Origin of the sequence: Streptomyces sp. NBC_00076 (genome assembly GCF_045041235.1) — a bacterium.
In the GTDB taxonomy this organism is placed as follows: domain Bacteria; phylum Actinomycetota; class Actinomycetes; order Streptomycetales; family Streptomycetaceae; genus Streptomyces.
Genome location: NZ_CP108242.1, coordinates 8,263,796 through 8,288,834, shown reverse-complemented (window position 1 = coordinate 8,288,834; position 25,039 = coordinate 8,263,796). Strand labels below are relative to the sequence as shown.

The 25,039-nt window shown below is 70.3% G+C and carries 17 protein-coding genes; 8 read left to right on the top strand and 9 right to left on the bottom strand.

What is annotated here, in order from left to right; genetic code table 11:
* The first annotated feature begins 68 nt into the window (after window positions 1–68).
* The gene (locus tag OHA64_RS37205; protein ID WP_405620841.1) at window positions 69–2,240 is read left to right on the top strand and encodes an autotransporter; all 2,172 of its coding nucleotides are present in this window, start codon (window positions 69–71) and stop codon (window positions 2,238–2,240) included.
* Between the two features lie 83 nt (window positions 2,241–2,323).
* Here the strand turns inward: OHA64_RS37205 and OHA64_RS37200 are convergent, their stop codons facing one another.
* The gene (locus OHA64_RS37200; protein WP_405620839.1) at window positions 2,324–3,730 is read right to left on the bottom strand and encodes an APC family permease; all 1,407 of its coding nucleotides are present in this window, start codon (window positions 3,728–3,730) and stop codon (window positions 2,324–2,326) included.
* A gap of 129 nt (window positions 3,731–3,859) precedes the next feature.
* Here OHA64_RS37200 and mmuM point away from each other — a divergent pair, with 129 nt between their 5' ends.
* Both mmuM and OHA64_RS37190 read left to right on the top strand, forming a co-directional pair.
* A complete protein-coding gene (gene mmuM / locus OHA64_RS37195) occupies window positions 3,860–4,786 on the top strand; it encodes a homocysteine S-methyltransferase (RefSeq protein WP_405620837.1) in 927 nt (308 codons plus the stop codon).
* A gap of 146 nt (window positions 4,787–4,932) precedes the next feature.
* Window positions 4,933–5,988 (top strand): LacI family DNA-binding transcriptional regulator, encoded by a 1,056-nt coding sequence (locus tag OHA64_RS37190; RefSeq protein ID WP_405620835.1) that lies wholly within the window; start codon window positions 4,933–4,935, stop codon window positions 5,986–5,988.
* A gap of 284 nt (window positions 5,989–6,272) precedes the next feature.
* On the opposite strand, the gene OHA64_RS37185 is transcribed toward OHA64_RS37190, so the two are convergent.
* From OHA64_RS37185 to OHA64_RS37150, 8 genes are all read right to left on the bottom strand, one after another.
* Entirely contained in the window at window positions 6,273–7,379 is a 1,107-nt protein-coding gene (locus tag OHA64_RS37185; RefSeq protein WP_405620833.1) for a hypothetical protein, read from the bottom strand.
* 154 nt (window positions 7,380–7,533) lie between these two features.
* Window positions 7,534–9,132, bottom strand: a complete 1,599-nt coding sequence (locus tag OHA64_RS37180; protein WP_405620831.1) for a carboxylesterase/lipase family protein — start codon at window positions 9,130–9,132, stop codon at window positions 7,534–7,536.
* A gap of 172 nt (window positions 9,133–9,304) precedes the next feature.
* The gene (locus OHA64_RS37175; protein WP_405620829.1) at window positions 9,305–10,552 is read right to left on the bottom strand and encodes an alginate lyase family protein; all 1,248 of its coding nucleotides are present in this window, start codon (window positions 10,550–10,552) and stop codon (window positions 9,305–9,307) included.
* A gap of 27 nt (window positions 10,553–10,579) precedes the next feature.
* The gene (locus tag OHA64_RS37170; protein WP_405620827.1) at window positions 10,580–13,912 is read right to left on the bottom strand and encodes an alginate lyase family protein; all 3,333 of its coding nucleotides are present in this window, start codon (window positions 13,910–13,912) and stop codon (window positions 10,580–10,582) included.
* Window positions 13,909–15,438, bottom strand: a complete 1,530-nt coding sequence (locus OHA64_RS37165) for a glycosyl hydrolase family 28 protein (protein WP_405620825.1) — start codon at window positions 15,436–15,438, stop codon at window positions 13,909–13,911. The genes OHA64_RS37170 and OHA64_RS37165 overlap by 4 nt, the downstream gene beginning before the upstream one ends.
* Before the next feature lie 45 nt (window positions 15,439–15,483).
* The gene (locus OHA64_RS37160; protein WP_405620823.1) at window positions 15,484–16,356 is read right to left on the bottom strand and encodes a carbohydrate ABC transporter permease; all 873 of its coding nucleotides are present in this window, start codon (window positions 16,354–16,356) and stop codon (window positions 15,484–15,486) included.
* Window positions 16,353–17,351 carry a carbohydrate ABC transporter permease gene (locus tag OHA64_RS37155; RefSeq protein WP_405620821.1) on the bottom strand — a complete coding sequence of 333 codons (999 nt, stop codon included), beginning with the start codon at window positions 17,349–17,351 and terminating at the stop codon, window positions 16,353–16,355. The genes OHA64_RS37160 and OHA64_RS37155 overlap by 4 nt, the downstream gene beginning before the upstream one ends.
* A complete protein-coding gene (locus OHA64_RS37150; RefSeq protein WP_405620819.1) occupies window positions 17,348–18,697 on the bottom strand; it encodes an extracellular solute-binding protein in 1,350 nt (449 codons plus the stop codon). The genes OHA64_RS37155 and OHA64_RS37150 overlap by 4 nt, the downstream gene beginning before the upstream one ends.
* 528 nt (window positions 18,698–19,225) lie before the next feature.
* Here OHA64_RS37150 and OHA64_RS37145 point away from each other — a divergent pair.
* The 5 genes from OHA64_RS37145 to OHA64_RS37125 all read left to right on the top strand — a co-directional run bounded on the left by OHA64_RS37145 (window position 19,226) and on the right by OHA64_RS37125 (window position 25,039).
* A complete protein-coding gene (locus OHA64_RS37145; protein WP_405620817.1) occupies window positions 19,226–20,239 on the top strand; it encodes a hydroxyacid dehydrogenase in 1,014 nt (337 codons plus the stop codon).
* A 183-nt stretch (window positions 20,240–20,422) separates the two neighbouring features.
* Window positions 20,423–21,511: a LacI family DNA-binding transcriptional regulator gene (locus tag OHA64_RS37140; protein WP_405620815.1), complete on the top strand. Its 1,089-nt coding sequence runs from the start codon at window positions 20,423–20,425 to the stop codon at window positions 21,509–21,511.
* 386 nt (window positions 21,512–21,897) lie between these two features.
* Window positions 21,898–23,232, top strand: coding sequence for an ABC transporter substrate-binding protein (locus OHA64_RS37135; protein WP_405620813.1), 1,335 nt, complete (start codon window positions 21,898–21,900; stop codon window positions 23,230–23,232).
* Window positions 23,233–23,243: 11 nt separating this feature from the next.
* Window positions 23,244–24,128, top strand: coding sequence for a carbohydrate ABC transporter permease (locus tag OHA64_RS37130; protein WP_405620811.1), 885 nt, complete (start codon window positions 23,244–23,246; stop codon window positions 24,126–24,128).
* A 5-nt stretch (window positions 24,129–24,133) separates the two neighbouring features.
* Window positions 24,134–25,039: a carbohydrate ABC transporter permease gene (locus tag OHA64_RS37125; protein WP_405624271.1), complete on the top strand. Its 906-nt coding sequence runs from the start codon at window positions 24,134–24,136 to the stop codon at window positions 25,037–25,039.

Sequence of the window (25,039 nt, the reverse complement as noted above, 5' to 3'; positions counted from 1 at the left end):
TCGCTTTCTGTCGCGCGCCCGGTCCCCGGAACCGCGTCTTCTGTTTTCTGTTATCGGCCGGGGGTCCGATGCGTCTCCCGTACGTGCGCAGCCATATCCACAGGACAGCAGCGGCCGTCGGCGCCCTCGCGGCGGTGGCCGTGATCGTCACCGCTCCCCCGGCGGCAGCGGCCGGCGCCCGCGACGTCACCGCCGAGGTGCTCGCGGACCGGGACGTGACACTCACCGGCGACACGGTCGTCACCGTGCCGTCGGGGACGACGACGTACGACGGTGTGTTCCGCGGCGAGGGCACGCTCACCGTGCGCGGCGGCGGGACCCTCGTCCTCACCCGGGACAGCGATTTCACACTGCCGAAGTCCCGGCAGCGGCAGCGGGTGGCGACGCCGGGCGGCAATCACCCCTACGTCACCTTGGCCGACCCGGACCCGCCGGCGATCACGGTCGAACGCGGCGCGACCCTGCAGTACGGCAACGGTGGGACCACCGGGCTGATCGGCCACTTCCCGTACGACACCCCCGCGTTCCGGCTCAACCAGGACAACATCAGGGTCGACGGCACCCTGCGGCTGTCCCTGCGCAGCGCCTACAACCTGGGCACCATCACCGGCTCCGGGCTGATCACCCAGCCGCGGTTCCTCTGGGGCACCTGGGACCTGTCGGGCACCCACGCCTTCTCCGGGGTGATCGACAACGGCACCCAGGTGAACGCCGGACGGCCCGAGTTCGCGACATCGCTGCCGAACGTGCGCAAGGTCCTCAACCAGGGCACCTGGACCGTGGACACGCCGCTCGGCCGGACCGTCACCATGGGCATGGACTTCTACCAGCGCGAGTACGGCAGCGACATCAACGTCCAGTCCCGGCCGGGCAGCAAGGTCGTTCTCACCGGCCAGTACAGCTGGTCCGACCAGGGCGGCGACACCGACCCGTCACTGAGCGACCCCGCCCTGAACTGGACGCCCGCGCGGAAGAACGTCAACAAGCGCGGCACCAACATCAAGGGCGCGAACGTCCAGTGGGGCGACGGCACCACACACCGGATCTTCATGCCTGGCACCGCCGAGACCGTCTACATCAACCTGCTGGCGGCACGCTCCCGCTCGAAGCTCACCTTCGACTACAACGGGCCGGTGACGCTGGGCGCCCCCATCGGCGGCGGCAGGTTCCACGACACACTGTCCGCGCCCGGCGCCGGGGACATCGCGATCGCGGGGACCCGCGGGAACGACGTCACCTTCGCGGCAGAGCAGTACTACGACGGCTCGACGACCGTGGAGAAAGGGGCGGTCCTGCGGCTCGGGTCGGCGCAGGGTGACGGGTCGCTGCTGACGGGCACCGCACGGCGCCGGGTGGTCAACAACGGGACGCTCGTCGTGCACAACACCAGGACGGCGGTCTCCCTCTCCCACGTCGGCGGCAGCGGGGCGTTGGTCCAGTCGGGGGCGGCCACCACCACGCTGACCGGGACCGCGGTGACGTACACCGGGCGGACGACGGTCACGAAGGGCACACTCGCCCTGCGGAAGGGGGCGACTCTCGCGCACAGCGAGGCGATTCGGCTCACCTCCTCCGGGGCGCGCCTGGACACCGGGACGGCGGGGCTGCGGGTGACGACCACGCTGACGGGCAAGGGCACCGTGCAGGGGGCCGTCACCAACGAGGGCGTCGTCGCGGGCGGGATCACGGTCTCGGGCGGCTACACACAGCGGGCCGAGGGCGAACTGGTCCTGCGGGACGAACCGTTGACGGTGGCGGGCGCGGTACGGCTGGGCGGGGAGCTGGATCTGTCGGCGGCGGGGACGGATGCGGCGCGTGTGGTCTCGGAACCCGCGCGTGAGACATCTGGTCCCGCGCGTGGCACTTCGGATCCCGCGCGTGAGATCACGGTGCTCGACCACGAGGGACGCTCGAAGATCGCGGGGGCGTTCCGTGGACTGAGCGAGGGGACGAAGGTCAGGCTCGCCGACACGACGTACCGGATCAGCTACCGGGGAGGTGACGGGAACGACGTGGTGCTCAGCGCCGTTGCCGCGACCGCGACGCCGAGCGGCCGGGTAGCCGTCGCCTCCGGCGGGATCCCGGCCGCCGAGCCGCGCACCGCGAACACCGCGCAAGGCGGGCTCGGTTGGTGGCCGTACGTGCTGGCGCTCGGTCTGCTCCTCGGCCTCGTACTGCCCACGACCCTGCGCAGGAGGGGCGGCCGGCGCGAGGGCGGACGGCATGCGGCGCACGATTGAGGTGTGGGCCGGTGGAGAAGCGGACGCCACACTGTCCCAGCGGCCCGGACGTCCACGTCCTCCGTATCAGACACGCCCCGAGCCTAGGCCGGGGCCTCCTCGGTCACCTGGCGTCCGCGCATCCATACGTACACCGGGATCCCCGCGAAGAGGAACAGCACTCCCTGGTACACGGCCGCGTACCCGGCGCCCGCGATCAGCCAGAAGGAGAAGGCGAAGGAGAGGGCGGCGACGGTCAGGTCGCGGGCCAGGCCGGCCGGGTGGACCTGTTCGCGAGTGCCCCGGGCCAGCCAGTACAGCTGGGCGGCGGCCGACAGGAGGTACGGCACGCAACCCGTGAACGTGGTGATCAGGACGAGGACGCGGAACGTCGTGTCCGGGCCCGCCGTGTAGTTGAGGGCGATGAGCAGCGTGCCGAGGACCACGCAGGCCCACACACCGAATCCGGGCACCCCGCCCTTGCCGACCTTCGCGAACGGCGCCGGGAAGAGACCGTCGCGGGCGGCGGCGTACGGCATCTGCGCGGCCATCAGGATCCAGCCGTTGAGGCAGCCGGTGATCGAGGCGACGGCGACCAGGGAGATGGCGGTGCCGCCCCAACTGCCGCCGGTGATGGCGTTCACGGCGTCGGCGAAGGGGGCGCCGGAGTCGATCAGCTTGTCGTGCGGGACGAGGCCGAAGACGGCGACGATGCCGAGGATGTAGACGAGGGCGGAGCCCAGCGTGCCGAGGACGCTGGCGCGGCCGACGTTGCGCTCGGGGTCGCGCACCTCGCCCGCGCTGACGGCGGCCGACTCGACGCCGAGGAAGCTGTAGAGCAGCAGCGCGGCGGAGGCGGCGAGCGCGCCCGGGACACTGTCGCCGGAGGCGTTGAACGGACCGAAGTTGTCGGCGTCGACGAAGAACAGGCCGACGGTGGCGACCAGCAGCAGCGGCACGAACTTCAGGATCGTGGAGACCACCTGGACCGTGCCGACCCAGCGGGTGCCGGCGAAGTTCGCGGCGGCGGGCAGCCACAGCGCGGCGAGCGCGACCAGCGCCTCCAGGGTGTGGTTGCCGTGCAGCGGGATCAGGACGTCGACGTACCCGACGACCGCGACCGCGAGGGCGGCGATGCTGACCCAGCACATCGTCCAGTACGACCATGCCGACAGGAAGCCCGCGAAGGGGCCGAAGGCGTCGCGTGGGTACACGTACAGGCCGCCGGTGACCGGGCTGCGCCGGGCCAGCTTGCCGAACAGCAGCGCGAGCAGCACCGCGCCGACGGACAGGACCACGAAGGCCAGCAGGCTGACTCCGCCGTAGGGGGCGACGGTGGCGGGCAGCGCGAAGATGCCGCCGCCGATGATGTTGCCCATCACGAGGGCGGTGGCGGCGCCCAGTCCGAAGGTGCGGCGGCGTGGGGCGGCGGCCTTTCCGCCCGGTTCCGGCTGGGTGGCATCCGTGGCATCGGGGGTGTGGGGGGTGTCGGTGGGCTTGGGCGCGGTCATGGCGGTTCCCGGGGACGGTGCGGGGAGAGGGGAGGGCGTGATCGTACCTGCCATTCCACATGCTGGGCGACCTGTTCATTTACTGGACACAAAGGGCCGGACCGCGGCCTCTTCCATTAGCGTCGTGACATGACCAGCGACGCCTCTTCCTCCCTCTCCGCGGCCCTCGCCTCCGGGACGGTCGTCCTCGACGGCGGCATGTCCAACCAACTGGAGTCCGCCGGGCACGATCTGAGCGACGAGTTGTGGTCGGCACGGCTGCTCGCCGAGCGGCCCGACGCGATCACCGAGGCGCACCTCGGGTACTTCCTGGCGGGCGCGGATGTGGCGATCACCGCCAGCTACCAGGCCACCTTCGAGGGCTTCGCCAAGCGCGGGATCGAGCGCGGGCGGGCGGCCGAACTCATGGGTCTGAGCGTGGCGTCGGCGCGCGAGGCGGCGGTGCGGGCGAAGGCGAAGGGCGTGACCCGTCCGCTGTGGGTGGCCGCCTCGGTCGGCCCGTACGGCGCGATGCTCGCCGACGGCTCCGAGTACCGGGGCCGGTACGGGCTGAGCGTCGCCGAGCTGGAGGCCTTCCACCGGCCCCGGGTCGAGGTGCTGGCCGCCGCCGGCCCCGATGTCCTCGCGCTGGAGACGGTTCCGGACGCCGAGGAGGGCGAGGCGCTGCTGCGGGCGGTGCGCGGACTCGGTGTGCCGGCCTGGCTGTCGTACTCGGTCTCCGGCGACCGCACCCGCGCCGGACAGCCGCTGGAGGAGGCGTTCGCCCTGGCCGCCGACGCGGACGAGGTGATCGCCGTCGGTGTGAACTGCTCTGTCCCGCAGGACGTGGACGGGGCGATCGAGACCGCCGCCCGGGTCACCGGCAAGCCTGTCGTGGTCTACCCCAACAGCGGCGAGACCTGGGACGCCGAGGCGCGCGGCTGGACGGGCGACTCCACCTTCACCCCGGAGGAGGTCAGGGGCTGGCGGGAGTCGGGCGCCCGGCTGATCGGCGGCTGCTGCCGCGTGGGACCGGGAGCGATCGCGTCGATCGCGGAGGCGCTGCGGCCCGCGTGAACGCCCAAGCGTTCGCCTGACGTTCCCAACGCCCTGCCCCTTCGCCGCCCCCGCTGCTAGCCTCCGTCCGGGAACCGGTTTCCATCCATGTTGCCGCTGTTCCCGAGGGGTGGGCGCACACGGCCCGGGGAGAGGGGCGAGGCAGGATGACGAGGAAGAGCGAGGACGCGGGGCGGAGCACCATCCGGGACGTGGCGGCCCGCGCGGGGGTCTCCGCGTCCACCGTGTCGCGGGTGCTCGGTGGGGTGTACCCGGTGAGCTCGGCGACCCGCACCCGCGTGATGCGGGCGGTCCGGGACCTGGACTACGTGGCGGACGCGCGCGCCAAGGCGGTGGCGGGCGTCGGCACACCCACGCTGGCGTTCGTGCTGGAGGACATCACCGGCCCGTCGTTCGCGCTCATGGCGCACGGTGTGGAACGCGAGGCGACCCGGCTCGGGCACCTGTGCCTGGTGTGCAGCACAGAGGGGGACGTCCGGCACGAGCTGGAGTTCGTCGAGATGATGCGCGCCCAGCGGGCCGCCGCCGTGATCCTGGTCGGCGGCGTGGCCGACACCGCCGAGTACCGGGAGCGCACCCGCCGGATGGCCGACTCGCTGGCCTCGGCGGGCTCGCGCCTGGTGCTGTGCGGCCGGGGGCCGCTGGGCTCCGGGGCGCCGGTCACGGTCATCGAGTACGACAACGAGGGCGGCGCCTTCGCCCTGGTCGCGCATGTCCTCGCCCAGGGACACCGGCGTGTGCTGTTCCTCGGCGGCAAGCCCGACCACACCACCGCGCAGGGGCGCGAGCGCGGCTATCTGGCCGCCCACCGCGCCCGCGGCCTGGAACCCGACCCGGCGCTGCTCCTGCACGGCGACTTCACCCGCGACGCGGGACACCGACTGATGCGCCGGGCACTGAAGGACGGGCCGGACTTCACGGCCGTGGTGGCCGCCACCGACATGGTCGCGGCCGGCGCGCTGACCGCGCTGCACGAGGCGGGCCTGACCGTGCCGGGCGACGTCTCGCTGGCCGGCTACGACGACATCCCGTTCGCCCGGGACCTGCACCCGGCGCTGACGACGGTCCATGTCCCCTACGAGGAACTGGGCCGCCTCGCCGTCCGCACCGCGCTGGGCCGCACCGCCGAGACACCGGACGAGCATCTGCTCCTGGGCACGCACGTGGTGGTACGGGACTCGGTGGCGGCAACCGGTTCCTGAGAGGGTTCCCGCCGGACGGCTCCGGGTGACGCCTATCCCGCCGGTTCCGCGAGTGGGTCCTCCGTACCGAGTGTGTTCGACAGCCCGTAACGCACCTGCACACTCCGGTGCTCCACACCGAGGTCGACCGGGTCGGGCAGGTTCGTCCTCGTGCTCACCGTGGCCGAGCGCGTGCCCGGACTCCCGCTGAAACGGACGTCCGTCCTCGGCCGCCTGCGGAAACGGAGCATGTCGGCCGCGACGGCGGAGGTGAACTCGATGTCCGCGTGCCGGTGTTCAGGCCTTCACGGAGGCCGGCCCTCGTCAGCCGCCTCCTGCTCCCGCACACGCGTCATCTTGCGACGAGGCGCCTTCGCACCCCGTCGCGCCGCTGTCTCGCCACCTTCGTCGGCCCGCCGCGTGCGCGCGGAGGCTTCGCGCGCGGACTTACGCGCCGCGCGACGCGTCGCTCCCCCGGCTTTCTCGGCTCGCGATGCTTCACCATGGGCGGTCTCCGAGACGTCGGACACGATCTCTCCGGTGTCCGGCAGCGTCTCGCCGGCCTGCGCTGCGGCTCCCTCCACCGTGTCCCCGGTCCGGTCCGCGAGCCCCTCGGCCGCCCTGCCCGCGTCGTCACCCAGTCGCCCGACCGCACCCCCGGCCTCGCGTCCGACACCCTCCACCGCGCCCCCGGCACCACGCCCCACGTCCTCCACCGCGCCCCCGGCACCACGCCCCACGTCCTCCACCGCGCCCCCGGCACCACGCCCGACATCCTCCACCGCGCCCCCGGCACCACGCCCGACATCCTCCACCGCGCCCCCGGCACCACGCCCCACGTCCTCCACCGCGCCCCCGGCACCACGCCCCACGTCCTCCACCGCGCCCCCGGCACCACGCCCCACGTCCTCCACCGCGCCCCCGGCACCACGCCCCACGTCCTCCACCGCGGCCCCGGCACCACGCCCGACCTCGTCGAGCGTGCGACCCGCCCCCGTCCCCACCTCACGTACGGCGGACCCGACGCCCGAGGTCACGTCCCTGAGGATGTCCGGGTTGCGGTCGATGGTCGTCAGGACCCTTCCGATGACCTCCGCGACATTGTCCAGACGCACCTTCAGCAAGGCCTGCGCCTCCACACCCTTGATGTCGAGGTGGACGGAGCCCAACGCCACGTCGGCCCCCACGTTCAGCCGGAGCAGATCGAGCACCTCCGCCTGGAGGGACACCCTCGCGCGCAGGTCCTCGACGTCCAGGACGATCTCGTCCACCTTCAGCAGCGGGACGTCCAGAAGAACGTCCGGCTCCGCGGAGTCCGCACCGACGAGTTCCTCGTCGGCGTAGTCATCGGCGTCGTTGTCTTCGGCGTCGTAGTCGGTTTCCGTCACATCCTCGGTGCCCTCGTCGTCCATGCCGCTCCTCAGAACGCTTCCCAATGGGGATCTTTACGATCTTTCCACTGGTCGCGGAGGGCCGCCACCGGTCGACAAGCGGCCCGGCATCCTCCTCAGGGGGCGATGCCGGGCCATGTGCGGGGTGGGCTCCATCAGGCCTGGTTGTGCGTGGTCACGGCCGGCGGACCCGACCGGGGAGGCGCAGACGCCGCACGACCGACTGCGGCTCCGCACGGCGCGCCGCCCAGCCGGAAGCGACCGGATCCGGCTCCGCCACGGCCTCGGCCGCGGCCTCCCGGGCGGCCGCGTCCGCCGTCCACACCGCCAGCGCCGGATCTCGTGGACCGTATGCGACATGCGGCTCACCGTCGCCGAAGACATGAACCGGGTGGGAGTCGTCCCAGTGCTGCCAGCCCGGGTCCCCGTCGGTGGCGAAGCGCACCCACGCCCCGTGCATGGCGTCGGCCAGGTCTGGCGGAGCACCCCAGCCGGCGAGCCTGGCCGATTCGGGGGCCTCCCCGGTGTCGAAGACGAAACCCAGCTCAAGGGCGTGGCAGGAGCCGAGGTCGGGCAGCAGGGAGGGCCAGGCGAACTCGTAGACGTACGTGTGGTCGGGGCGGGCGTCGGCCAGGCGGTGCAGCGGGAGGCGCAGCAGGTGGTCGGTGACCATCTGGCCGACTATCTCGGCGGGGCGGGCCTCGGGGTACAGGGAGCGGTAGCCGCGGGGAACCTCGGGGCCGCAGTGACAGCGGGCCATGGCGCCGGCCAGCGCGACCGCGCCGAGCCTGTCGACGCGCTCCAGGAGCCCGCCCGGGACCAGCCACAGCCGGTACTCGTCGCGGGTCCAGCCCACCATCAGGTCGACGTCCTGCGCCACGTCCCCCTCGACGAGGGCGGCGAAGGGGTCGCGCGGCACGAGGTCGCCGTCGACGACGATCCCGAAGGCGGGTCCGCCGACCACCGGGCTGCTTCGCCTGCCCACCTCGGCCTGGGTGCGCAGCAACAGCTCGCGGTCCACCTCGGCGAAGGCGGCGGCGGTGGCTGGGATCCTCAGCCGGGTCGCCATGCGGCGCACCATCCGCCGTACCTTGTCCCGGTCGCTCACCTCGGGTGGCCCGCTCTGCAGGACGGCCCGCCGGAACAGACCCCTGGCCTGCGGGGCCGCCACCAGGGCGCCGGCGCTGATCGCCCCGGCGGACTGACCGGCCAGGGTGACCCGGTCGGGGTCGCCGCCGAAGGCCGCGATCGATTCGCGCACCCACCGCAGCGCGGCGAGCTGGTCGCGCAGGCCGGGGTTGGCGGGGACGTCCGGGAAGAGGCCGTAGCCCTCCACTCCGAGCCGGTAGTTGACCGACACGAGGACGACGCCGTCGCGGGCGAAGGAGTGCCCGTCGTACACGGGGACGGCCGACGATCCCCGGGTCAGGGCGCCGCCGTGCAGCCACACCACCACCGGGAGCCGGGCCCCTGGGGCCGGCTCGGGTGTCCACACGTTCAGGTTGAGGCAGTCGTCGCCCGGCACGAACGGGTCGGACAGGTACTGCGCGAAGGCGTCCGAGTACGGCGGTTTCGGTGCCGTCGGCCCGAAGCAGCCCGCGTCGCGCACGCCGTCCCAGGGCTCGGGCTCCACCGGCGGCCTGAACCGCCGGGGTCCGAAGGGCGGGGCCGCGTACGGGAGGCCCCGGAACACCGCGACGCCGCGTTCGTATCGGCCGCGCACGGCTCCGTACGGCGTCCTGACCACTGGGTCCGTCTGGTCCGCTGCCGGCATCTGCCCACCAGCCTCCCGTGCCGCGCTTGTGCACCGTGAACATCAGAGCACCACAGGTGTGCCAGGTATTCCGGCCCGCGAGGGCGGTTCTACGGCTGTCCGGGGGACATGGCCGGGGACATGACTACGGAGGGTACGCGATGTGCACGATCGCGTACCCTCCGTAGCATCACTACTTCGCGAACATCAGTGTGCCGAATCCGAGCTGGTCGTAGCCGCCGCTGTCGGTGCCGTAGTCACCTCCCCCGCCCTCGGGGGCGACCGAGAAGCACATCTGGGAGATGTACTTGTCGTCCAGGCCCACTCGCCGGTTGTAGTGGTAGTGGAGCATCGCCCACACCGGGCGGACCTGGCCGCGTGAGGCGGAGGAGACGACCGTCTGGGACGACTGGGCGCAGCTCTGTCCGGTGCCCCAGGTGTAGGTGGTGAAGGGCACGTCCATGTTCAGGTTGTACTTGGCGACGTACTGGGCGGCCTTCATGAAGCGGCGGCTGTCGTACGAGTAGAGGTCGTCGCCCTGGTTCCAGGCCATCTCGCAGATCGCGCCCATCTGGCCCATGCCCATCATGGTGTGCCCCTGGTCGCGGCCGGACTCCTGCCACTGGCCGAGCGCGTAGCCGTCCGCGTCGGTGTACAGGTAGGGCACGGCGTGGGCGATGGAGCCGTTGCCCGCACCGGACTTGAAGTAGGTGACGGCCTGGTCGTACTTGGCGGAGTCCTCGTTGAGGATCCCGATGGCCAGGACCGAGGCCATGTTGCACAGGTCCCAGTTCGCCCAGTAGTTGGTGATGCAGGCGTCGTTGTGGCCGGTCAGGAACTGGTTGTTGAGGGGGTAGAAGACCTTGGTCATCATCTCCTGGAAGGCGCCGAGGTCGAACGCGGGGTAGTCCCGCATGAGTTCGGCGGCGTTGGCGAACTGCCAGCCGTAGATCCCGGCGGCGAGGAAGCGGTCGGCGTTGCCGGTGACCGTGGTGAGGGTGGTGGCCCAGGCGTTGAGGATCCTGGCGGCGCACTGGGCGTTGGCCTCGGTGCCGCCGACCCGCCAGCGCAGGGCGTTCTGGTAGGCGGCGGCGATGTCGTTGTAGAGGAGGCCGTAGTTCTGCCCGTCGCCTCCGCGGATGATGGTCGCCGTCGCCCGGGGTGTCCAGGTGGACTGGGAGTGGGAGTTGGCGGTCAGCTTGTTCCAGCCGGACAGCCAGGGGTCGTCGCCCGCGGCGACCCTGACCTTGGCGCGGTTGATGTCGCCGGCGTTGTGCAGCATGCCGGGGTGGGTGTAGGCGGCGGGCGCCGCGTCCGCGGCGGTGGCGGCGAACGTGCCGCCCAGCGCGAGTGCGGCGGTGAGACCGCCGGCGGTCCTGAACAGACCGCGGCGGCTCAACTCGGTTTCCTGGACGTGTCGGTGGGGGGATGTGCGGCTCATGTGGTGCGACTCCAATCCGTGGGGGGATCAGTCGGGGTTGACGCTCACCTCGTCGAACTCGGTGGTGGCGAGGGCCAGGGGGTCGCGGGAGCAGACCACGAGGCCCACGTGGTAGGCGGCGTCACCGAACCCGGGGATCTGCCCGGAGGCGAGGGGGGTCCAGGTGGCGCCGTCGTCGGTGGAGACGGTCGCGGCGAAGGTGGTCCCGGTGCGCTTCAGCCGCAGCAGCAGGGGCAGTGCCACGGTGGCGGTGCCGGAGAAGGCGGAGGCGCCGGCCACGGTGGGCCGCAGCATGAGCTGCGCGCTCGTCCCGCCGGTGACGATCACTCCGGCCGCCTGGTCGAAGGGTGACAGGGACTTGGCCATCAGCAGCCCGACCCGGTCGGCGGTGGCCCCGGTGCGGGAGACCAGCCGGGCGGTGACCGTGCAGTCACCGGTGACGGGCCGCCGGAGGAACTGCCCGGTCATTCCCTGGCTGTTGACGGTGAGGTCGGTTCCGGCGCCCCGGACCACGAAGGTTCCGTCCTGGTGGGCGGTGCTGCCCGGGGTGCGGATGGCGACCACGCCGAGCGTCCCGACGTCCCGGTCGTCGAGGACGACGTCACCGAGGTCTCCGTACGTCCAGGGGGCGGGCGGCGGTGTGCCGACCGTGAGGGTGAGCGTGCCGGTGGTGTCGCCGGCCGCGTTGCCCGCGCCGGTCGTGACGGTGAACTCGCCTCTCCTGGTCGGGGTTCCGGAGATCAGGCCGGTGCGTCCGTCGACGCGCAGGCCGTCGGGCAGGCCGCTCGCAGTGAACCGGATCGGCTGGCGGGAGGCGCGCAGCAGATACCGGAACGCGACGCCCTGGTTGGCGAACGCAGCGGTGGCGGAAGTGAGTTGGGGCTTCGACGGCGAGGGCATGACGGCCGTCGCGGGTTCCGACAGCGGGCCGCGTCCGGCGGTGTTGGTCTTCGCGACGGCGTAGTGGTACGTCGTCCCGGGGGTGCCGGTGGCGTCCGCGTACCGGATGCGGGTGCCGGACCCGACCGGGCCGACGCCGGTCGCGAGGGTCAGGTACGGGCCGTCGGCGTCGGTGGCGCGCAGCACCTGGTAGCGGGCGGAGAGGTCCGGGTCGGTCCAGGCCAGCTCGACGGCGTCGGCCCCGCCGGTCGCCTTCAGGTCGCCGGTCGTGCGGGCGGGTTTCGACACGGACCAGACCTCGCCGGACGTCGAGGTCACGCTGACGTTGTCGAAGGCGCCGGTGCCGGTGTCCGCGTACTCCTGGTCGACGCCGAGACAGGAGGTGAGGATCAGACCGGCGTACGCGGTGTGCCCCAACGCGACCTCGGTGGTGCCGACTTCGGTCCAGCGGATGCCGTCCGGGGAGATGGCGCCGGTGCAGCGCCGGCCCTTGCGGGTCACCCGTACCCAGTAGGGCGCGCGCAGCCGGTAGCCGTCGCCCGCACCCTCCACGTACGGCGCCTCGATGGGGGTCGCCGACTCGGGCAGGGCGCCCAGGCTGGAGATCGGGAAGGCGGCGGAGGTGGTGATGGTCTGCTGCTGGGTGGGCGGCACGGGGGTGCTGCCGGTGCCGGAGACCTGCGCTCCCGCGGCGGGCCGTACCGACCACACACCGCTCCAGGTGTGCAGCGGCAGCCCCTGCACGAGCATGGCGGCGTGCGCCGCGTCGGCGTCGAGGGAGGCGCGGACGGTGACGCCGACCTTGGAGTACTGCGAGCTGAGCGGCCACACGATCCGCGCCGTGACCGTGCCGTCGCCCCGCAGCGGCAGCTGGGCGATGCGGTAGGTGTCGGCGGTGCCGGACGCCTCCAGCACGAACCGCTCACCGTCGAAGACCGCGGATCCGGGGATCCGTACCTCCCCGAGATCCCGAGTGGACCAGGGCTCCGGGAGTCCGGCGGTGGCGGGGGCCGGGCTTGAATCGCCGCTGCTTCCCAGGGAGTTCACGGCGCTCAGCGCGTAGTGGTAGGTCCGGCCGGCGCTCACCCGGCGGTCCGTGTACGTGGGCTTGTCGAGGCCGGCCGCGAGCTGTTCGTACGGTCCCTCGGGGCGGGTGGCCCGGCTGACGGTGTACGTGCTCGCCCCCGCGGACGGCAGCCAGGCCACGGTGACGGACGTGCCGCCGCCGGCCGCCGTGCCGCCGGTGGGCGCCGTGGGCACGGTCGGCGTGGGGGCCTTCGTGCCGGCGTAGGCGAAGGTGCCCCAGCTGGGCAGGTCGTCGTTGCTGCCCTCGACGAGGCGGGCCCCGCCGGTGCCGCGGAAGACGGCCGCCTTCGTGTACGGGGTGTCGAGGCCGCGTACGCCGGCGTAGTGGGCGTAGGCCATCTCGTAGATCGGGGGCATGCTGCCGCGGCCAGTGGCCGAGACGGCCGTCTTGATGTACTTGCCGGTGCGGTCGAGGTCCGGGACGAAGGGGACGTCGCCGCCGAGGTTGTAGCGGGCGGCGTACTCGACGTTCGCGAGGATCCGCTCGCTGTCGTACCCCCACAGGTCGACGCCCTGGTTCCAGGCGACCTGGGCGATGTCGGCGGTCAGGCCGACCGCGAGCTGTTCGTGGCCCTGGTCGCGGCCGCTCTCCTGTCCCTGGCCCGCGTCGGTGACGATGCGGTGGGCGACGCTGCCGTTGCCGGCTCCGGCGGCGGCGAATCGCAGGGCGTCCTCGAAGAGGGTGCGTTCCTCGCAGAACACGCCGATGGCGAGGATGGCCTGAAGGGCCGTCAGGTCCCAGTTGCCGTTGGCGTACAGCATGTAGCCGGACACCGCCGGATACCAGACGTCCAGGAAGGACGCCTCGCAGCGGGCGATGTCCTCGTCCGTCCAACCGTCGTAGTCGCTGTGCCGCAGCAGTTCGGCCGCGTTGACGAACTTGAACGCCTGGAGTCCGGCGCCGAGCGGGCCGTCCGCGCCGGTGACCTTGGTCAGCGAGGCGGACCAGGCGTTGAGGATGTCGCGGGCCTTGTCGGCGTGGGCGCGGTTGCCGGTGGCGCACCACATCAGGGCGTTCTGGTAGGCGGCGGCCGAGTCGGCGACCGCCTGGTTCTGGAAGTTGCTGGGACCACGGCCCCAGGAGGTGATCTGGCCGGTGTTCTGGATCGCGTACGTCGGCTGGGAGCGCGCGTGGGCCGCGAGTGCCAGGTAGCCGTCGTACACCGGGGATTCCTTCGCGGCGACCGCCGCCTTCATCCGTGCCAGGTCGGCGGCACCGTGCAGCAGGCCGGGGTGGGTGAAGGTGCGGGAGCCGGTGGGCTGTTCGGCGGCCCGGGCGGTGCCGGGGGCGAGCAGTCCGCTCGCGCCCGCCGCCAGCAGCAGGGCCGCCGTGCCGCCGAGGAAGCCCCGGCGGCTCGGAGCTGGGGTGATCATGACGCGGCAGCCGCCTCGGCCTCGGCGGTGGTGAGGAACTTCAGGTTCGTCACGTGCTCGTTGTAGAACCACTGGATGGCGTCGGTGGTGTAGTACCAGGTCGGCTTCTTCATCGAGTCCGCGATGGTCACGCCGTTGACCACCAGGTTCTCGAAGGTGACGTCCTTGATGGCGTGGTCGGCGTCGTAGCCGAGGAAGAGCGACGGGTTGGCGTGGGTGCCCGTGTAGCTGAGGTTCTTGACGTAGACGTCCTCGATGCCGCGGCCGACCGAGGTGTTGTACTTCGTGTTGTACATGATCCGCATGTGGATGACCTGGCCCCAGCGGAAGTCCTCGATCCGTACGTCCTCGATCCGCACGTTCTTGATCAGGTTGGAGTCGCCGGGGTTGAGGGCGATGCAGCCCTGGTAACCCATCTGCGGCTCACGGTGGTCGAGGACGTCGACGTTCTTGATGACCAGGTTCTCGATCATCTCGGGGGCGTCGGTGTTGCCGTGGGTGCCGACGTTGATCGGGTGGGCGACGTCGGCCCACAGGGTGCAGTTCTGGATGGTGATGTCGCGGGTGTCGCCGTAGTAGTCCCAGCGGTGGCAGTAGATGGCGAAGCAGTCGTCGGAGTTGCGCATGAAGCAGCCGTCGAAGACGATCCCGGTCGAGGAGAAGACGTCGAAGCCGTCGCCGTTGCCCTTGGAGCTGAACGACCGCGCCTTCTTGACGTGGACGTTCTCGCTCATGCCGAAGGTGCCCGCGTATCCGTTCGGGTTCATGATGATGACGTCCTCGACGCGGATGTTCTTGCTGCCCTCGCACAGCACACCCGCGGGGCCGGCGGTGAGCATGCCGTGTCCGGTGAGGGCGGCCTTCTCCACGTTCTTGAAGAACACCTGCGCCTTCAGGACCGCGCCGCCCGCCAGGTACACGGTCTTGCCGCTGGGGACGGTGAGGACGTTTCCGGGGACGGTGTGCGTGCCGGGGCCGAAGTAGAGGACGTCCGGGTCGTCGGCGGACGGCGGGTTCGGCTCGATGTGGTTGGTGATGACGTGCAGACAGTCGAAGATCTCGTCGTTGATCTGGACGACCACGTCACGCGGCTCGTCGAGGGTGAAGCGCAGTGTGTCGCCGAGGAGTTCGGGCTTGATGCCCAGGGCGTCCGGCCGGACCCGGGCCTTGGTGGTGCCGCCCTTGACGTAGGTCACCTCGATCTCGACGGAGCCCTGGAAGTCGAAGTACACCATCGAGGAGTTGAGGACCTTGCCTGACCCGGTCGTGGGGTTGATCTCCTCCAGCTGGGGCCGCCAGAGGTCCAGGGTCTGCCACTCGCCGTCGGGGACGGTGCGGACCCTCACCTTGAAGCTGGTGTTCGTGGGCATGTCCGCCGGCCGGGGGTACGTCACCAGCTTCGGCGCGGAGAGGGCGCCCGCGTCGTCGGCCCGGGCCGCGGAGGCCGTCAGGTCGGTGAGGCCGGCGGCGAGCACGGTGGCGCCCGCCGCCTGGAGGGCGGTACGGCGGGAGAGGGGCTTGTACATACGTGACTCCTTGCAACAGGTAGGGCAACAGGCAGGCAGGGGTGACTACTTGAGTCCGGTCGTGGACATCCCGGCGACGAAACCGCGCTGGGCGATCAGGAAGATCAGCAGGATCGGGACCACGTACATCACGGACCCGGCGGCCGCCAGGTTGTTGACGGGCAGCCCGCCGTCCGTCACGTAGGAGGTCATGATGGCGACCGAGAGCGTCGTACGGTCGCTGGACAGCAGCAGCATGGGGGCGATGAAGTCGCCCCAGGTCCAGGTGAAGGCGATCACGAAACTCGCGGCCAGCACCGGCCAGGACTGCGGCAGGAAGATCCGCCAGAAGATCCCGGTGTAGCCGCAGCCGTCGACGATCGCGGCCTCCTCCAGCTCCCGCGGCATCCCGGCGAAGAACTGCCGGAACAGGAAGACCAGATAGGGGGCCGCCGACAACCCCCACAGCACCCATGGCCAGTAGGTGTCGACCATGCCGACCTTGGCGAAGATGAGGTACGTCGGGAAGAGGGTGATCATCTGCGGCAGCATCATCGAGCCGAGCAGGACGCCGAACAGCACCTTCTTGCCGGGGGCGTCCAGACGGGCGAAGCCGAAGCCGACCCAGGCGGAGCTGAGGGTGACGAGGGTGGCGTAGATCAGGGCGATGATGAGGGAGTTGCGGGCGTATCCCAGGAAGTCGATGCTGGTGAAGGCTTCGGCGAAGTTGTGCCACTGGATCCTGTCGGGCAGCCAGTGCACCGGGGAGGCGGCGAGTTCGGGCGTCGTCTTCAGACCCGTGATGATCAGCCAGCCGAAGGGGCCGATCATCAGGCCGGTGACCATGACGAGGACGGTGTAGAGGACGAGGCGGGACGCGCGCACCCGGACCCGGACCGCGGGGTCGAGGTTCTCGGGGGTCACGGTGGTGGCGGTCACTTCTTCGCCTCCGGGTCGACGTTGTAGAACACCACACCGGAGGTGAGCTTGAAGATCAGTCCGGTCGCGATGAGGATCAGGACGAAGAGCACCCACAGGAGCGCGGAGGCGTAGCCGTAGCGGCCGAGCGCGAAGTACTCCGCGAACACGTGCATCATGTACATGTAGTTGGTCTGCGGGATCGCGGTGACGCCTGCGGGGGTGGGGTTGGGCGCGATCAACAGCGGCATGATCGTCTGCACCGAGGCGATCATCCCGGTCACGGCCTGGAACAGCAGCACCGGCGACAGCAGCGGCACGGTGATGCTGCGGAAGGTCCGCCAGGCGCTCGCGCCGTCGATCCGGGCCGCCTCGTGCAGCTCGCGGGGCACGTCCTGGAGCCCGGCCAGAGAGATGATCATGACGTTTCCGGCGCCCCACAGCACCGCCATCAGGATCACGTAGCGGGCGTACGGATCGTCCAGCCAGGCGACGGCGTCGATGCCGGCGAGGTTGAGGACGCCGTTGGCGGCACCGGAGTCACGGTTGAAGAGCGTCTTGAAGACGAGGCCCGCGCCGACCGGCGGTACCACGGCCGGCAGATAGAGCAGGGTGCGCCACAGTCCGCGGGCCCTGATCGGGCGGTTGACCAGGACCGCGAGCCCGAGCCCCGCGACGATCGACAGCGGCACCGAGGTGAGGGCGAACACGCCGGCCCGGCTCAGCGAGTCCCAGGTCACCGGGTCGGACAGCAGTTCACGGTAGTTGTCGAAGCCGACGAAGCTCCAGTGCGGGGAGATCCCGTCGAAGGTGGTGAAGCTCAGCCACAGCGCGTACGCCATCGGTCCGACGGTCAGCAGCAGGAAACCGATGATCCAGGGCGAGGTGAACAGGTAGAACGCCCGGTGCCGGCGGGCGGTGATGGAGGTCCGGGGGACGCCTTTGGAGCGGAGGGCACTGGTGGGGGTGCCGGACCGGGGCCGCCGCACGGCTTCCGGGATCTGACTGACTGTCATCCCACCTGCTCCTTACCGCGCTTCAGCTGTTCGTTGACCGACGAGTTGAGTCGTCCCGCGAGGGTGTCGACGGAGATGCGGCCGTTCATCGCGGCCGGCATGACCTGGTTGAGGAGGGCTTCGAGCGCGTCCCACTTGGCGTAGGGAGTGAACGGTGTCACCGAGAAGTGCTTCAACTCGGCCTCCTGCACCCTGAAGACGCGTTTTTGGTACTCCTCCTTCTGCGGCATCAGCGGGCGCAGCGACTTCAGCGTCGGGATCCCCCAGCCGCCCGCCGCGCGCGCCTTGGCCGGGCCCTCGCCGAAGAACCACTCGAAGACCCGCCAGGCGGCGTCCTTGTTCCGCGCCTTCTTCGGCATCCACATGCCCGTGCCCGCCTGGCAGGAGCTGAGCCGCGGGCCCCCTTCGAAGACGGGGGCGGGGGCGAGGCGGGACACCTCCGCGATCTTCGGCTCGGCGTTGATCATGCCGCCCAGCCAGTAGCCGCTGCCCGACATGGCCATCCGGTTCGCGACATAGGTGGGCCCGTCCCAGGCGTCCGGGTTGGGCTGGATGAGGCTCGGCCCGACTCTGGCCTTGGCGTAGTCCACGTACCAGGTCAGGGCCCTGCGGGCCTCGGGGGTGGTGAAGTCGACCCGGGTGAAGTCCTCGGAGAAGATGTTTCCGCCGGCTGCGGCGACCAGGTTCGTCAGGAGGATGACGATGTTCACGCCGTTGTAGCTGCCGCCATAGACGGTGGTCTGGCCGTTCTTCCGCTCGACCAGTTTCTTGGCCTTCTCCAGCCATTCCTCGTAGGTGATCGGCTCGGTCTCGGCGGGGTAGTCCACGCCCGCCCGGTCGAACTGGGCGGTGTTGTACCAGTACATGGAGTCCTGGGAGAAGTCCTTGGCCATGCCGTAGCGGGGTCCCTTGCCCTGGGCGGCGCCGTCGTACCGCCACAGGTCGTTGACCGGATCGAGGTCCTCGACCCTGAGAACGGTGGACTTGGCGAAGTACGGGTCCAGGTCCTCGGCGACGCCCCGGGCCGCGTAGAACGGCGCGTCCAGGGCGCCGACGCCGCGCACCAGGTCCGGCGGGTTGCCGCTGGTGAGCATCGCGATCAGCCGGGTGATGTCGTCCTGCACCACGGTGATCCTGATGCCGAGTTCCTTCTGAGCCTGCTGGATCAGCTCCGGGGCGATGTCGTCGAGCTTGGCCATCATCGTGATGCTCTCCCCGCCGCCGGTCGCGGCGCCCGCCACCCGCAGGGCACAGCCGCTCAGCGCTGAGGCGCCGACCGCCGCGCCTCCCGCCGACAGGGCGAGGAATCGGCGGCGGCCCATCGAAGCACCGACACGAGGGCGCATGAACGCACCACCTCCCACTTCCTTGTTCGATATTCCGACCCGAGATCGAGCCGGTTCCCCAGCGTCCTGGACAACCGGTTGTCAGGCAGTGGGGCAGAGCTTCTTCCTGTCCGGAAACCGCGTCAAGAGCCTTGACGAACTTTCGAAAAGACTGTGTAACCTCGGGGTCACGAGCCGCCTGGTCGAACGGGACCGGCGACACGCGCTCTGATCTGCGAAGGCAACGGGGGACGTGACAGCGTTTCCGGCGCACCATCGTGGGAACCGGTTGTCGAGAGCTTGTCGAGATGATTGCCGATCCGGGCCGGTCCGCGCCGGTCAGGGCAGATCAGCGCTCCGAGGGCGCCACCGGGCGCCATCCGGGCGCCCCGGTAAGCGATTTCACGACATCCGGGCCCGCACGGCACCCCGCCGGACCGCGCCGGACCGACTCCCCCGCCCATCCTGCCGATTGACCGCCCGTCTCCGCCAGATCTACGGTAGAAGACGCTTTCTGAAAATGTTTCCACCCAGTGTGTCAGGAGAGACATGCCCAGCCCTCAGCCCCCCAGGGCCGTGTTCGCGATGGATCCCGTGCACCTCCCCCTGCTGTTCCCGCCGCCGCTCATGACCCGGTTGACCCGGGCGGCCGAACTCGATCCCGCACTCGTCGTACGGGACTTCGCCGATCCCGCCGCGGCGGACGCCCTGGCGCGGGCGGAGGTGCTGATCACCGGCTGGGGCTGCCCCCGCCTCGACACCGGCGTCCTCGCCACGGCACCCCGGCTGCGCACCGTCCTGCACGCCGCCGGCTCGGTCCGCTCCCTGGTCGGCGAGGCCCTGTGGGCACGCGGCATCACGGTCTCCAGCGCGGTCACCGGCAACGCCCTGCCGGTCGCGGAGTACACCCTCGCGATGATCCTGCTCGCCGGGAAGGACACCTTCACCCACCGCGAGCGCTTCCGCGCCGACCACACCTACCCGTCGCCCGCCGAGACGGCGGCCACGGGCAACGTCGGCCGTCGGATCGGCGTCATCGGCGCCTCCCGGGTGGGCCGCCGACTCCTGGAGCTGCTGGAGCCGTTCGACTTCTCGGTCCTGCTGCACGACCCCTACGTCAGCCCCGCCGAGGCCGCCGCCCTGGGCGCCGAACTCCTGCCGCTGGAGGACCTGCTCAGACACAGCGACATCGTGACCCTGCACGCCCCGGACATCCCCGAGACCTACCGCATGCTCGACGCCGGGCGGCTTGCCCTCATCCGGGACGGCGGCGTCCTCGTGAACACCTCCCGGGGCGCCCTCATCGACCCCGACGCCCTCACCGGCGAGCTGGTCTCCGGCCGGCTGCACGCCATCCTCGACGTCACCGAACCCGAGCCGCTGCCCGCGGGTTCCCCGCTCTACCGACTGCCCAACGTCTTCCTCACCCCGCACATCGCCGGCTCCCTCGGCAACGAACTGGAGCGCCTCGGCCGCATCGTCGTCGAGGAACTGGAACGCCTGGTCGGGGGCCTGCCACCGGCCCACGAGGTACGCCTCTCGGACCTGGCACGGGTCGCGTGAGAGCGGTGCGAACCAGCCCGGGCACCCGGAGGAAACAACCGGAAACAATGGGATACGGTTTCACCACCGGCGTGGCACAGCAGACGTTCCACGGACTGAGGCAGGGTCCATGAGGTGCGCCCCGTCCTGCTGGTCCTCCCGGCCCTCGGGCGAGTCGGTCGCAACGGTGAAGGAGCCGCAACGGTGAGTCAGCGCAAGGCGTCGGGCGACGCCGGACGGGCCACCATCCGCGATGTCGCGGAACAGGCGGGTGTCTCGGTCGCGAGCGTGTCGCGCGTCCTGTCCGGCAACTACCCCGTCTCGGAGGACCTGCGCCGCCGGGTGATGAAGGTGGTCGGCGACCTGGACTACGTCACCAACGCGCACGCCCGCTCCCTCGCCGGCGGCGGTACGCCGACGGTCGCCATCCTCATCAACAACATCACCGGCGCCGCTTTCGCCCATGTCGCCAAGGGAGTCGAGAGCGCCGCCACCCTGCGCGGCTGGCTCTCCCTGGTGGGCACCACCGGCGACGACCCCGAACGGGAACTGGCGCTGGTGAATCTGATGCGCCAGCAGGGCGTGGCCGCGGTGGTCCTGCTCGGCGGTGCCTACGACTACGACGAGTACCAGCTGCGCATGGCCCGCTTCGCGCGCTCCCTGGACGCGGCCGACTCACACCTGGTGCTGGTCGGCCGGCCGCCCCTGGAGGGCGACGTGCCGGCGACGACGGTCGACTACGACAACGAGGGCGGCGCCTACGCGATGGCCAGCCACCTCCTGTCGGCCGGCCACCGCAGGATCCTGGTCCTGCCGGGCCATGCCGAACTCACCACCGCCCAGGGCCGTTTGAAGGGCGCCAGGCGTGCCTTCGAGGCATACGGCGTGCCCTTCGAGCCGGGCATGGTGCGGCACGGCCCCTACGACGACGACCACGGATACCAGGCGGTCGAGGAGAGCCTGCGCGAGGGCCTGGACTTCACCGCGGTGCTGGCCGGCACCGACGTGGTCGCCGCGGGCGCGACACAGGCGCTGCGCGCGGCCGGACTCCGGGTGCCCGAGGATGTCTCGATCGTGGGCTACGACGACATTCCCCTGGCCTCCCAGCTGACCCCTCAACTCACCACCGTGCACGTGCCGTACGAGGAGATGGGCCGGGTCGCCCTGCGTGCCGTCGCCGACCGGCGCGAGGGCCGCGGGGGGCGCCGCAAGGGCATCGACGGGGACCACCTGGTGCTGGGCACCCATGTCGTCGTACGGAACTCCGTGCGGCCGCCCGCCCCGCGTGCGTGACACGGCCGCAGCCATGCAGAACGTTTCGTAACCGTTTTCCCGAGGTTTTTGACGGCGACCGCAGAGACTCCCGGCGCCGTCCGTCGCGACATCGCCGACTCTGGTGCGTCCCCTCTGAACTGGGAAGTTTTTCCCCGGCACGATCACTGCCGACTGGCGTGCGCCGCTAACCCGGCGGACAGACCGGCGTAACAAAGTTGCCGCGCACCTCTTGCTATGGGCAGGCCCCTCGGCCTACCGTCCCAGCAACCGCTTACTACAGCTTCCGCTTGGCCGAACCCCCGCAACCGCGAGCCGATGGATTTCCGGCCGCCGTTCCCGGCCGACCCCGAGCCGTCACCCCTCTCCCCCTCCCTGAGCCCTACTTTCCGAAGGAACACGGTCAGATGAACTTCACCAGCCGCCGGAGAAGGTTCGCCCGCACCGCCGTAGCGGGACTCGCGCTGACAGGTCTGCTCTCCGCGTGCGGCGGAGGATCGGACTCGGGGGGCTCCGACTCCTCCGGCCCGGTCACCCTCCCCTTCTGGGGCTGGGCCAACGGTCAGGAGGCCGTCGTCAAGGCGTTCAACGCCTCCCACAAGGACGTCCGGCTGACGTACACGAAGGTCACCGACCAGCTGACCATGCAGAAGCAGCTGACCAACGCGGTGAAGGCCGGCAACGCCCCCTGTCTGGTGCAGAACACGGCCGAGTACGTCACGAGCTGGGTCTCGCAGGGCGCGCTCGCCGACATCACCCAGTACGTCGACTCCAGCAAGGACAGGTTCAACCCCGGTTCCTGGACGAGCACGCAGGTGCAGGGCAAGACGTACGGCGTGCCGACCAGCTCCGCGCCGAACTTCACGATCTACCGCACCGACGTCTTCCAGAAGTACGGCATCAAGGCCCCGACGACCTGGGACGAGTTCGTCGCCGCGGGCAAGGAGCTGAAGAAGCACGGCGTGAAGATCACCAACTTCGCGGGTGAGGACCCGAGCACCCTGGAGGTGCTCGCGATGCAGGCCGGGGCGCACTGGTACGCGATCGACGGCAACTCCTGGAAGGTGAACTTCCAGGACGAGGGCACCCTGAAGGCCGCGAAGGTGATCCAGGACATCATCGACAACGACCTCAACTCCAAACTGTCCTTCGCGGACTACGCGGCCGTGCAGCGCAACTACGACAACGGCGGCACGGCGACCCGGCAGATATCGACCTGGCAGATGGCCGGCATGGTGCAGAACTTCACCAAGTCCTTCGGCAAGTGGGCTCTCGCGCCCTGGCCGGCGTTCACCGGCGAGGCGGCCAAGACCCCGGCCGGCACCAACCTCACCGGCAGCGTGACCCTGGTGACCAAGGGCTGCGCGCACCAGGAGCAGGCCGCCGAGGCCGCGCTGTGGATGTCCACCGACACCGGCGCGGTCAAGACGATGGCGAGCCCGGAGACCGGCAACGGCGTGATGCCGGCGCTGAAGGACAGCGACACGTACGTGAGTGACGCGATCTCCGAGAAGCTGCTCGGCAAGAACTACGCGCCGGCCAAGAAGGTCGTCACCGACAGCCTGGGCACGGTGACCACCGACTGGGTCTACGGCCCCGACTGGACCGCGATGTTCACCGAGATGCAGAGCGGCTGGGCGAAGGTCGTCAACAAGGAGGAGAAGGTCACCGACCTCCTGGCACACATGCAGGAGTGGACGGTCAAGGACCTGAGGTCCCGCGGCATCAACGTCAAGGGCTGAGGCATCCGACGATGATTCGCTCCCTGCGCTGGAAGGGCGCCGCCTTCACGGTGCCCTTCCAGCTCGGCTTCGTCTTCCTGTACCTGATTCCGATCGGCTACGCCGTCTACCAGTCGCTGTTCAGGGTGCAGCAGTCCGGACTCGGTCTCGGCGGTTCCACGGAGGAGTTCTCCGGCCTCGACAACTACCAACAGGGCCTCACCGACTCGGCGTTCATGGGTTCGGTCGGGCGGGTGGTGCTGTTCGCCGTCGTGCAGATCCCGGTGATGCTGCTGGTCAGCCTGGTCCTGGCGCTGTTCCTGGACGCCGTCCACGCGCGGCTCGCGAGCCGGTTCCGGATCCTGCTGCTGGTGCCGTACATGATCCCCGGGGTGGTCGCCGCACTCGTGTGGATCAACCTCTACAGCCCCGACGTCGGTCCGCTGACGCCGCTGGGCGAGGTGTTCGGGTTCGACTGGAACTTCTTCACCCCGTCGATGGTGTGGCCGTCCATCGGCAACCTCCTGACCTGGCACGGCATCGGCTACAACATGGTGATCATCTACTCGGCGCTCCAGGGCGTGCCCCGTGAGCTGTTCGAAGCCGCGCGTCTGGACGGTGCCTCCGAGCAGCGGATCGCACTGAGCATCAAGATCCCGTATGTGCGGGGCGCGTTGGTGCTGACCGGGATGCTGTCGGTCATCCAGATGCTGCAGATCTTCAACGAGCCCGCACTGTTCCGCAACGTCACCCCGCAGACCGTCAGCGACAGCTTCACCCCGATCATGATCATCTACAACCAGGCGTTCAACGCCGGCAACTACCACTACGCCGCCGCCCTGTCGGTGCTGCTCGCCCTGATCCTCGGCGTCGCCTCCTTCCTGTTCTACCGGCTGACCTCGAAGGAGGTGGACTGATGCTGATGACCGACAACGGCACCAAGCAGCAACCGCGTTCGCTGCGGCGGCTGACCGGCCCGGATCCCGCCGCGCGCGGTCGCGGCGGGCAGCGCTTCCTCCTGGTCGGGCTGATCCTGGCCAGCGTCTACAGCCTGTTCCCGGTGTGGTGGCTGGTCGTCGCCTCCACCAAGGACCGCACGGGGCTCTACCAGTCGAACGGGCTGTGGTTCTCCGGCTGGCACCTCTGGGACAACCTGCATCAGCTGTTCACTTACGAGAACGGCATCTTCCTGCGCTGGACGGCCAACTCGTTCCTGTACGCGGGCGTCGGCTCCCTGGGCGGCACTCTGCTCGCCCTCGCCACCGGCTACGGTCTGGCCCGCTTCGACTTTCCCGGCCGCAACCTGGTGTTCGCGTGCGTGGTGGGCTCGTTCCTGATCCCGATCGCCCTGCTCACGCTCCCGCTGTACCTGCTCTTCTCGGAGATCGGCCTGGTCGACACGGTCTGGGCGATGCTGATCCCCTGCCTGATCAACCCGTTCAGTGTGTACCTCGCGAAGGTGTACACGGAGGCCACCATCCCCTTCGAGCTCCTCGAGGCGGCCCGTATCGACGGCGCCGGAGAGCTGCGGATCTTCTTCAGCATCGTGCTGCGGATGATGACGACCGGCGGCGCGACGGTTTTCCTGCTCGCGTTCGTGAACACCTGGAACGCCTTCTTCCTGCCGTTGACCGTGCTGCGCGGCGAGGAGAACTGGACCCTGAACCTGGGCCTGTACAACTGGTCCGGCAAACGCCTGGAGTCCGGTGTCGACCTGACGAGTCTCGTCCTGACGGGCGCGCTGCTGTCCATCGTGCCGATGGCGATCATGATGGTCGCGATGCGCCGCTACTGGCGGACGGGCGTGACGCTGGGAGCCCTCAAGTGA